This window comes from Falsiroseomonas oryziterrae (assembly GCF_021864505.1).
Classification (GTDB): Bacteria; Pseudomonadota; Alphaproteobacteria; order Acetobacterales; family Acetobacteraceae; genus Falsiroseomonas; species Falsiroseomonas oryziterrae.
In genome coordinates, this window is sequence record NZ_JAKJIB010000144.1 from 1 (window position 1) to 9,236 (window position 9,236).

A 9,236-nucleotide genomic window follows, 5' to 3' on the forward strand; every position below is an offset into this window, starting at 1 on the left:
ATGCTCCTCCGATCTCGGCCAGCGTGACGCTCTGGGACACGGCGACGCTGCGGCTGCGGCACAGGCTGGAAGGGCCGGGCCTGCCGGTCTGGTCGGCGGTCTTCGCGGCCGATGGCCGCAGCCTCTGGACCGGCGGCACCGACCGCCGCGTGCGCCGCTGGGACGCCGCCACCGGCCGTCCGGTTGGGCCGCTCGGCGGCGAGGCGCAGGACGCCGTGCCGGAAGGCCTCAACCCGCATGGCGCGCGCGTCTGGCGTGCCTGCGCCGCCTGCCATTCGCTGACGGCGGAAGGCGGCAACATGGCCGGCCCACACCTCCACCGGATCTTCGGCCGGCGCATGGGAACGGTCGCCGGCTACGAGTATTCCGAGCGCCTGGCGCGCGGCGACATCGTCTGGACGCGCGAGACGGTGGCGGACCTCTTCACGCGGGGGCCGGACGAGGTCACGCCGGGCACCAAGATGCCGATCCAGCGCGTCGGCAACGAGGAGGATCTGCGCGCGCTGCTCGACTTCCTGGAGGCGGCGACGCGGTGATCGTCTTGGCCATGCTGCTCTCGGTCTCCGTCGCGCAGGCGCAGCCGGCGCGTGGCTGGACCGAGGAGAAGTGCCGCCGCTACGCCGCCGCCTGGGAGGAGGCGCTGCCGCGCTTCGGCGAGCCCGGGCGGGATTTCGTGGACTCGCACGCCGCCTTCCTCGCCTCCGGCTGCCGAGGGCCGCGCGCCGCCTGCCCGCGCTCGGACGCGGAGGTCGCGCTGGCCGATGCGATGACGGTGGCGGCGCTCAACGCCGGAATCGCCGGCACCTTCCTGCCCTTCGCGTGCCGGGGTTGAGTCGTCAGCGCTTCTCGACCCGGCCCAGGTAGCGCCCGCTGTCGTCGTACTGCCGCAGCGTGCTGCCCGACCGCTCTGTGCGGCCGGTGTAGCGACCGCGGTCGTCGTAGTCGCGCCGCGTGCCGTGGCTGAACTCGCTGCGGCCCTGATAGCGCCCGGAATCGTCGTAGCGCCGCAGCGTGCCGCCGCTGGTCTCCTCGCGGCCCCGGTAGCGGCCCGAAGCGTCGTAATGCCGCAGCGTGTCGCCGGACCGTTCGGCGCGGCCGGTGTAGCGGCCGCTCGAATCGTAGAAGCGCAGCGTGTCGCCCGACCGCTCCACGCGGCCGATGTAGCGTCCCGAATCATCGTAGCGGCGCTCGGTCTGCGCGACGGCGGGCATCGCGAGCAGCAGGACCAGCAGGGCGGCGATCAGGCGCATGGCGGACCTCCTGGACGCGATCATGCCCGCGCCGTCGTGGCGGGCCGAAGGCGCGATCAGGGCGACATACGGTAGATCGTGACCTCGCGCAGCGTGCGGTCCTCGAGTTCGAGCGAGGTCGGCACGGCATGCCGCGCCACGGCGTCGAGCCCCACGCCCGGCAGATAGGCGCGGCCCGGATCGGCGACGAAGACCTCGCATTGCGCGGCCATCGCCCGCAGCCAGGGCAGGATATGCGCCGTCATGGGCGCCTCGTAGCAGACGTCGCCGGCCAGGATGACGTCCCAGCGGCACGCCACGCCGACCACGTCGCCCTCGGTGACGGTCATCGCCACCCCGTTCAGCGCGGCGTTCAGCCGCAGCGCCGCGGCGGCGAGCGGATCGATCTCCGCCGCCTCCACCACCGCGCCGCGCTGTGCCGCGGCGATCGCCGCCACGCCGCAGCCGGCCGCGAAATCCAGCACCCGCCGCCCTTCGACCGGCACCGCGCCGTCCAGAACCGCGCGCGCCAGCGCCTGCCCGCCCGGCCAGGCGAAGGCCCAGAAGGGCGGCTCGACGTTGCGTTCCTTCAGCCAGGCCTCGGTCGCCTGCCAGATCGGCGTGATCTCGCTGGCGAGATGCAGCGCGACCTCCGGCACCAGCGGCGCGCGGGCGATCGTGGTGTTCGCCGCGACGAAATCCGCGCCGGTCACGCCCGGCCCACCAGGAAGGCCAGCGCCACCAGCAGCCCGACATCGCGGTTCAGCTTGAACAGCCTCAGGCAGCGCGCCGGATCGTGGATGTCGAGTGTCGCCACCTGATACGCCAGCAGCCCCGCCGCCGGCAGCAGCGCCGGGACGAACCAGGCCGACAGACCCGCCAGCCAGCCCGCCACCAGCAGCAGCGCAATCGTCGCACCGTAGCAGGCCGCCAGGAACGGCCGCGACCGCTCGCCGAACTTGCGGGCGGTGGAGCGGATGCCGACCAGCGCGTCGTCCTCGCGGTCCTGGTGCGCGTAGATCGTGTCGTAGCCGAGGATCCAGCAGAAGCCGGCCGCCCACAGCGCCAGCGCCGCCGGATCGAGCCCGCCCGTCGCCGCCGCCCAGCCGGTCGGCGCCGCCCAGCTGAACACCACGCCGAGAACCGCCTGCGGCCAGTCCGTCACGCGCTTCGCCAGCGGATAGAGCGCGATCAGCACCAGCGAGCCGAGCCCGACCAGGATCGCCGCCCAGGACAGCTGGAACAGCACCGCCGCGCCCACCGCGCAGAGCCCCGCCAGGAACCACAGCGCCTGCCACGGCGTGACCGCGCCCGAGGCGAGCGGGCGCCCCCGCGTGCGCTCCACCTGCCGGTCGAGGTCGCGGTCCCAGAGGTCGTTCACCACGCAGCCTGCCGCCCGCATGGCGAAGGCGCCGAGCAGGAACAGCAGCGTCAGCCGGATGCCCTCGCCCCAAGAGGGTGCCGCGGCCGCGAAGGCCCAGAACCCCGGCAGCACCAGCAGCCAGGCGCCGATTGGCCGGTCGAAGCGCGCCAGCAGCGCATAGGGGCGCCAGGCTTCCGGCAGCCGCGCCACCCACCCCTGCGCCCGGATGTCCGTATAGCCCGCCATGGTCCATACCTGTCCGCGGAACCCCGCCATGTCCATCCCGCGCCTGCACATCGACGAACCGCTCGCCGAGGGCACCGAGATCGAGGCCGCGCCCGGCCAGGCGCATCACCTCGGCGTGCTGCGGCGCGGCCCCGGCGACGCGGTGCGCCTGTTCAACGCGGCGTGCGGGGAACACGCGGCGACCATCGCGCAGATCCGCAAGGACCGCGCGCGCTTCGCCGTCGGCGCGCGGCTGCGCCCGTCGGCGCTCGAGCCCGGCCCGGTCCTGCTGGTCGCCGCCCTCAAGCGGGACGCGATGGACTGGCTGGTGGAGAAGGCGACCGAGTTGGGCGCCGTGCGCATCCAGCCCGTGCTCACCCGCCGCACCGTGGCCGAGCGTGCCAACGCCCAGCGCCTCGCCGCCATCGCCCGCGGCGCGGCCGAGCAATGCGAGCGCCTGTCGGTCCCCGTCGTCACCGAGGCGGTGCCGCTGCACCGTATCCTCGATGCCTGGGATGCGACGCCGCTGGTCGTCGCGATGGAGCGCAGCGCCGCACCCCCGCTGCGCGTCGCGGCGCAGGGCCTCCGCCACCCCGCGCTGCTGGTCGGGCCGGAAGGCGGCTTCGAGGGGGCGGAGCTTGACGATCTCCGTCGGCGACCCTTTGTTGTGCCGGCAGCCCTCGGCCCCCGCATCCTGCGGGCGGAGACGGCTGCGGTGGCGGGCCTCGCGGCGCTGCAGGCGCTGGTCGGGGACTGGGCCTGACGGACAGGCCGTCCCGCGCCCCTGGACAGAGAACACGGATGTCGAACCCCGGCGAGGCCGACCCCACGCCGATCACCTCGCGCCGACAGCTTGCCGCGTGGTTCGCCGCCGGCAGCAAGCCGCGCGCGACCTGGCGCATCGGCACCGAGCACGAGAAGTTCGGCTTCCGGCGGGACGGGCTGGCAGCGCCCGCCTACGAGCCGGACGGCATCCGCGCGATGCTCGAAGGCATCGCCGCGAAGGGCTGGGAGCCGATCCTGGACCGCGGCAACCCGATCGGGCTGAAGCGGGGCGAGGCCTCGGTCAGCCTGGAACCGGGCGGGCAGTTCGAGCTGTCCGGCGCGCCGATGGCCGACCTGCACGAGACGCGCATCGAGCTCGCCGCCCATCTGCGCGAGGTGCACGAGGTCGCCGGGCCGCTCGGCCTCGGCTTCGCCCCGCTCGGCTTCCACCCGCTCGCGACGCGCGAGGACATGCCCTGGATGCCTAAGGGCCGCTACGCGATCATGCGGCAATACATGCCGCGCGTCGGCGGCATGGGGCTCGACATGATGCTCCGCACCTGCACGGTGCAGGTGAACCTCGACTTCGGCGACGAGGCCGACATGGTGGAGAAGCTGCGCGTCTCCCTCGCGCTGCAGCCGCTCGCCACCGCGCTCTTCGCCAATTCCCCCTTCGTGGAAGGCGCGCCGAACGGCTTCCTCTCGAATCGCGCGCGCGCCTGGACCGACACCGATCCCGACCGCACCGGCATCCCGGCCGTGGCCTTCGAGGACGGCTTCGGCTTCGAGCGCTTCGCCGAGCATGTCCTCGACGTGCCGATGTACTTCATCATGCGTGAGGGGAAGTGGATCGACGCCGCCGGCATTCCCTTCCGCGCCTTCCTCGAGAACCGCGCGCCCGCGCTCGCGGGTCACACCGCGACGATGGGCGACTTCGCCGACCACGTGACCACCGTCTTCACCGATGTCCGCCTGAAGCGCTTCCTGGAGATGCGCGGGGCGGACGCCGGCGGCGTGCCGATGCTGATGGCCAAGCCCGCCTTCTGGACCGGCCTGCTCTATGACGATGCGGCACAGAAGGCGGCCGCCGCGCTGATCCGCGGCTGGAGCGTGGAGGAGATCCGCGCGCTGCGGATGGAGGTCCCGCGCCTGGCGCTGAAGGCGAGCATCCGCGGCCGCCGCCTGCAGGACGTCGCGCGCGACGCGCTGGCCATCGCCCGCGACGGCCTCGCCGCGCGCGGGCTGGGCGAGGAGACCTATCTCGCGCCGCTCGAGGAGATCGCCGCCTCCGGCCTGACCCAGGCCGAGCGCTGGCTGCAGCGCTTCGACCGCGCCTGGGGCCGCGACGCGTCGCGGATCTTCGCCGAAGCGGAAGCCTGACGCCGTAACGTTCCACGCACCCGGCCGCGCGGAACCGCCCCGCACCGCCGCCGTTCGGCCCCCACGAGTCGGTGGAGGCCACGGATGCGCGCGCTCGTCTGGCACGGCAAGGAAGACATCCGCTGCGAGAGCGTGCCCGACCCGCGCATCGAGCATCCGCGCGACGCGATCATCAAGGTCAGCTCCTGCGCGATCTGCGGCTCCGACCTCCATCTCTATGACAACGTCATCCCCGCGATGCGCCCCGGCGACATCATGGGCCATGAATGCATGGGCGAGGTGGTCGAGGTCGGGCCGGAGGCGAAGGGCAGCCTCAAGGTCGGCGACCGCGTCGTCATCCCCTTCACCATCACCTGCGGCGAGTGCTGGCAGTGCCGGCGCGGCAACTGGTCGCTGTGCGAGCGCAGCAACCGCAACGGCGCGATGCAGGAGAAGGTGTTCGGTCGAGTCGGCGCCGGGCTGTTCGGCTACACCCAGCTGACCGGAGGCTATCCGGGCGGCCAGGCCGAATACCTGCGCGTGCCCTTCGCCGACCAGACGCATATCAAGGTGCCGTCCACGCTCTCCGACGAGCAGCTGCTCTTCCTCTCCGACATCCTGCCGACCGGCTGGCAGGGCGCCGTGCAGTGCGACATCCAGCCCGAGGACACGGTGGCGATCTGGGGCGCCGGCCCGGTCGGGCTGATGTGCGTGATCTCCGCCGTCATGCTCGGCGCGAAGCAGGTGATCTCCATCGACCGCGTCCCCGAACGCCTCGCCTTGGCGCAGGCGAACGGCGCCATCACGATCAACTTCGACGAGGAGAGCGTGACCGAGCGCATCGATGCGCTCACCGGCCGCAAGGGGCCGGAGAAATGCATCGACGCGGTGGGCATGGAGGCGCACGCCACTGCGACGCTCGACAGCGTCTACGACCGCGTGAAGCAGGCGGTGATGCTCACCTCGGACCGCATCCACGTGCTGCGCGAGATGATCTACCTGGCGCGGCCCGGCGGCATCCTCAGCATCCCCGGCGTCTATGGCGGGCTCGCCGACAAGTTCCCGATGGGCCTGGTCATGAACAAGGGCCTGACCATCCGCACCGGGCAGACCCACGTGAGACGCTGGACCGACGACCTGCTGCGCCGGATCGAGGAAGGCCAGTTCGATCCCTCCTTCGTCATCACCCACACCGTGCCGCTCGAGCAGGGGCCGGAGATGTACGCGACCTTCCGCGACAAGCGCGACGGCTGCGTGAAGGTGGTGCTGAAGCCATGAGCGCGACCGCCACACGGGATCGGAAGGGCAACGGCATGCGCAGCCGCTCCGCCCATCCCCGCCGCCTCGTCGCGCGCGGCTCCGCGGGCCGCATGGCCGGCGGGCTCGGCTGGTTCTCCATCGGCCTCGGCGTGGCGGAGATCGCTGCCGCCCGCCCCATCGCCCGCGCGCTCGGCCTGCGCGGCGCGGAGGCCCTGATCCGCGCCTATGGCGTGCGGGAGATCGTGACCGGCCTCGGCATCCTCGGCGCGACGGACCGACGGCCCTGGATCAGGGGCCGCGTGGCGGGCGATGCGCTCGACCTGGTGACGCTGCTCGCCGGCGCGCCGCGTGCCTCCGTCGCGGGCTTCGTCACCGCGCTCGGCTCGGTCGCGACGGTGACGCTCTTCGACCTGGTCTGCGCGGAGGCGCTCAGGACCGAGGAGAGCGACCGCGCCGGCAGCCGGCGTGCCGCGCGCGCCAATGCCAGCCGCACCGCCTTCCCGCGCGGCGTCGAGGCGTCGCGCGGCATCGCGCGCGACGTCACGGTCCCGCAGGATGTCCGCATCCCCGACCCGTTGCGCCCGCAGGCGCAGCCCGGGTTGGGCGACGCCGGCCAGGGCCATGGGGAACCGCGCGAGGCCGCCAACGACCCGCTGCGCAGCTCCCACAGCGCCTGACCGGCGCGTCGCCGCGGCTCAGCGCATCGGCGGCGCGTAGTGCAGCCCGCCATTGGTCCAGAGATTGTTGATGCTGCGCTCCACGCCGATCGGGGTGATGTTGCGCTCCCACAGCTCGCCGTAGTTGCCGACCTGCTTGACGATCTCCGCGGCCCAGCGGTTGTCGAGACCCAGCGCACGGCCGAGGTCGCCCGTCGTGCCGACGAAGCGCTGCACGTCCGGATCGGAGGCGGAGGCGCGCGCGTCGATGTTGGCGCTGGTGAGCCCCATCTCCTCGGCCGCGATCATCGCGTGGTGGGTCCAGCGCACGATGTTGAACCACCGCCAGTCGCCCTGGCGCACCACTGGGCCGAGCGGCTCCTTCGAGACGATCTCCGGCAGGATGACGTACTGCTCCGCATTGGCGCCCTGGCTGGCCCGGAAGGCGGCCAGCGCCGACACGTCCAGCGTGAACACGTCGCAGCGGCCGGCGACGAAGGCGTCGCGCAGCGCCTCGATCGTCTCCACGCGCACGGGGGTGAAGCTCATCCCGTGGGTGCGGAAATACTCCGCGGTGATCGACTCGGTGGTCGTGCCGGGCAGCAGGCAGATGCTCTTGCCGTCGAGCTGCCGCACCGATCGGACATTTGCGTATCGCTTCACCATGAAGCCCTGGCCGTCGAACATGTTCACGCCGGCGAAGGCGACGCCGAGCGTGGCCTCGCGCCCGAGCGTCCAGGTCGTGGTGCGCAGCAGCACGTCAATCTCGCCCGATTGCAGCACGGGGAAGCGCGTCTGCGTGGTCGGGGTGACGAAGCGCGTCCGCGACGCGTCGCCGAACACCGCCGCCGCGATGGCGCGGCAGTAATCCACGTCCATGCCCCGCCACACGCCGTTGCTGTCGGGGGCGGCGAAGCCGAGCGTCGACGGCGTGACCCCGCAGGTCACCACCCCACGCTCCCGCACGGCGGCCAGCGTGTCGGTCGGCGGCTGTGCTGCTGCCGGAAGGCCTAGGAGCAGTCCGAACGCGGTCAGGAGACTCGCTGTGGCACGCATGGCCATCCTCCCATCTGGGGGCGGCCCTGGAGCCGGCTGACGGCGCGCTGCCGATGGCAAATTGCGCGCGGCACGCGATCCGCGGCTTGATGTTTGTCAACCGCCGCTCTCGACGCACGAAGGCGTTTGCGGCCGGCGACATCCGGCCGGCCTGCGCGCCCCGTGCGGGCGGTCAGATCCGCTTCGCCGCCACCACCGCCGCGGCGCTGCCTGTCCCGACCACCCAGCCCCAGGCGCGCAGCAGCCAGCCCGAAGCACCGCCGTGCAGGTCGCGCGCCTCGTCGCGGTGATGCACCTCCTCCTCCTGGCATTGCGCCAGCAGGGCGCGGATCTCCGGATGGATCCGCTCCGCATCCAGCCGATCCAGTTGCTGCTGGTAGTGGTGGTCCACGAAGGTCTCCACCGCGTCGATGGTCACATGCACAGCGCGCGGCCCGAACAGCGACGGCAGCGCGCCGGTCAGGAACCCGGCGACGCGCCAGATGGGCAGCAGCTTCGAGCGCTGGTGCGGCGGCAGCAGCTCCTCGAGCAGGTCGAGGTGCCCCTGCTCCGTCGCGCGGTGCCGCGCGGCGAAGTCGCGCACGCCCGGATCGCGGCAGACGGCGAGGATGCCGCGATAGATCATCACCGCCCCCGTCTCCCCCGCATGGTCGGAGCGCAGCTCGCGCACCAGCCAATCCGGCAGGCTGGCGAGCGAGGCGGCGAGAGGCATCGGAAGCGGCTTGCGGTCATGCGTCATGGCGCCGCGGATGTGGCCCCGCGCGCGGAGCGCGCAACCGGCGTGCGCCAGGCGGGACGCAACCCGGCTTTCCCGCCGGCCCGATCGCGGCAAAGCTGCGCGCGATGTCTCCCCTCGCCGCGATTCTGGCGCGCACTGGCACGCCGCGCACCGCCTCCTTCATCGTGACCCTCTGGGGCGATGCCATCGTGCCGCGCGGCGGCTCGCTCTGGCTCGGCTCGGCGCAGGCGGTGCTGGATCGCTTCGGCTGCACGCCCGGCCAGCTGCGCACCGCCATGTCGCGCCTGACCGAGGAAGGCTGGCTGGAGCGCAACCGCGTCGGCCGCCATTCCTTCTACCGGCTTGGCCCGCGCGGGCTGGCGAGCTTCGAGGGCGCCGCAGCACGCATCTACGCCACCGGGGCGCCGGAGTGGGACGGCGCGCTCCGCCTCGTGCTCTTCCCGGATCCGGCGATGCGCGAGGCGCTGGGTGCGGCCGGCTTCGCCGCGCTGCCGGGCGGCGCGCTGGTCGGCCTCTCCGGCGATCCGGCGCTGCTGCCGCAGGGCGCGCCCGTGCTGCTCGCCACCCCGCGCTCGGCCGAGGAT

At 73.0% G+C, this 9,236-nt stretch carries 11 protein-coding genes and 1 pseudogene; 7 read left to right on the forward strand and 5 right to left on the reverse strand.

Annotation, left to right across the window (positions count from 1 at the left end; genetic code table 11):
* Positions 1-536: c-type cytochrome (locus tag L2I40_RS12815; protein ID WP_372491053.1), on the forward strand; the 536-nt coding region annotated here is incomplete at its 5' end.
* Entirely contained in the window at positions 533-832 is a 300-nt protein-coding gene (locus L2I40_RS12820; RefSeq protein ID WP_237215351.1) for a hypothetical protein, read from the forward strand. The genes L2I40_RS12815 and L2I40_RS12820, both read left to right, overlap by 4 nt.
* 4 nt (positions 833-836) lie before the next feature.
* Here L2I40_RS12820 and L2I40_RS12825 read toward each other — a convergent pair whose 3' ends face one another.
* The 3 genes from L2I40_RS12825 to ubiA are packed head-to-tail and all read right to left on the reverse strand — an operon-like array spanning position 837 to position 2,838.
* Positions 837-1,250: a type IV secretion protein Rhs gene (locus L2I40_RS12825; protein ID WP_237215352.1), complete on the reverse strand. Its 414-nt coding sequence runs from the start codon at positions 1,248-1,250 to the stop codon at positions 837-839.
* Between the two features lie 56 nt (positions 1,251-1,306).
* The gene (locus tag L2I40_RS12830; RefSeq protein ID WP_237215353.1) at positions 1,307-1,942 is read right to left on the reverse strand and encodes a class I SAM-dependent methyltransferase; all 636 of its coding nucleotides are present in this window, start codon (positions 1,940-1,942) and stop codon (positions 1,307-1,309) included.
* Positions 1,939-2,838 carry a 4-hydroxybenzoate octaprenyltransferase gene (ubiA, locus tag L2I40_RS12835; RefSeq protein WP_237215354.1) on the reverse strand — a complete coding sequence of 300 codons (900 nt, stop codon included), beginning with the start codon at positions 2,836-2,838 and terminating at the stop codon, positions 1,939-1,941. The genes L2I40_RS12830 and ubiA overlap by 4 nt, the downstream gene beginning before the upstream one ends.
* Positions 2,839-2,866: 28 nt before the next feature.
* On the opposite strand from ubiA, the gene L2I40_RS12840 reads away from it, so the two are divergent.
* The 4 genes from L2I40_RS12840 (at position 2,867) to L2I40_RS12855 (ending at position 6,878) form a co-directional block, all read left to right on the forward strand.
* Positions 2,867-3,580 carry a 16S rRNA (uracil(1498)-N(3))-methyltransferase gene (locus L2I40_RS12840; RefSeq protein WP_237215355.1) on the forward strand — a complete coding sequence of 238 codons (714 nt, stop codon included), beginning with the start codon at positions 2,867-2,869 and terminating at the stop codon, positions 3,578-3,580.
* Between the two features lie 38 nt (positions 3,581-3,618).
* Positions 3,619-4,962, forward strand: coding sequence for a glutamate--cysteine ligase (locus L2I40_RS12845; protein WP_237215356.1), 1,344 nt, complete (start codon positions 3,619-3,621; stop codon positions 4,960-4,962).
* A gap of 84 nt (positions 4,963-5,046) precedes the next feature.
* The gene (locus tag L2I40_RS12850) at positions 5,047-6,219 is read left to right on the forward strand and encodes a zinc-dependent alcohol dehydrogenase (protein WP_237215357.1); all 1,173 of its coding nucleotides are present in this window, start codon (positions 5,047-5,049) and stop codon (positions 6,217-6,219) included.
* Positions 6,216-6,878 carry a cyclase dehydrase gene (locus L2I40_RS12855; RefSeq protein ID WP_237215358.1) on the forward strand — a complete coding sequence of 221 codons (663 nt, stop codon included), beginning with the start codon at positions 6,216-6,218 and terminating at the stop codon, positions 6,876-6,878. Before L2I40_RS12850 ends, L2I40_RS12855 begins: the two co-directional genes overlap by 4 nt.
* Before the next feature lie 18 nt (positions 6,879-6,896).
* Here the strand turns inward: L2I40_RS12855 and L2I40_RS12860 are convergent, their stop codons facing one another.
* Together L2I40_RS12860 and L2I40_RS12865 are read right to left on the reverse strand one after the other, a co-directional pair.
* Positions 6,897-7,913 (reverse strand): amino acid ABC transporter substrate-binding protein, encoded by a 1,017-nt coding sequence (locus L2I40_RS12860; protein ID WP_237215359.1) that lies wholly within the window; start codon positions 7,911-7,913, stop codon positions 6,897-6,899.
* Between the two features lie 172 nt (positions 7,914-8,085).
* The gene (locus tag L2I40_RS12865) at positions 8,086-8,625 is read right to left on the reverse strand and encodes a demethoxyubiquinone hydroxylase family protein (protein WP_237215360.1); all 540 of its coding nucleotides are present in this window, start codon (positions 8,623-8,625) and stop codon (positions 8,086-8,088) included.
* A gap of 131 nt (positions 8,626-8,756) precedes the next feature.
* Here L2I40_RS12865 and L2I40_RS12870 point away from each other — a divergent pair.
* A pseudogene (locus tag L2I40_RS12870) lies at positions 8,757-9,236 on the forward strand (hypothetical protein); the annotation flags it as partial.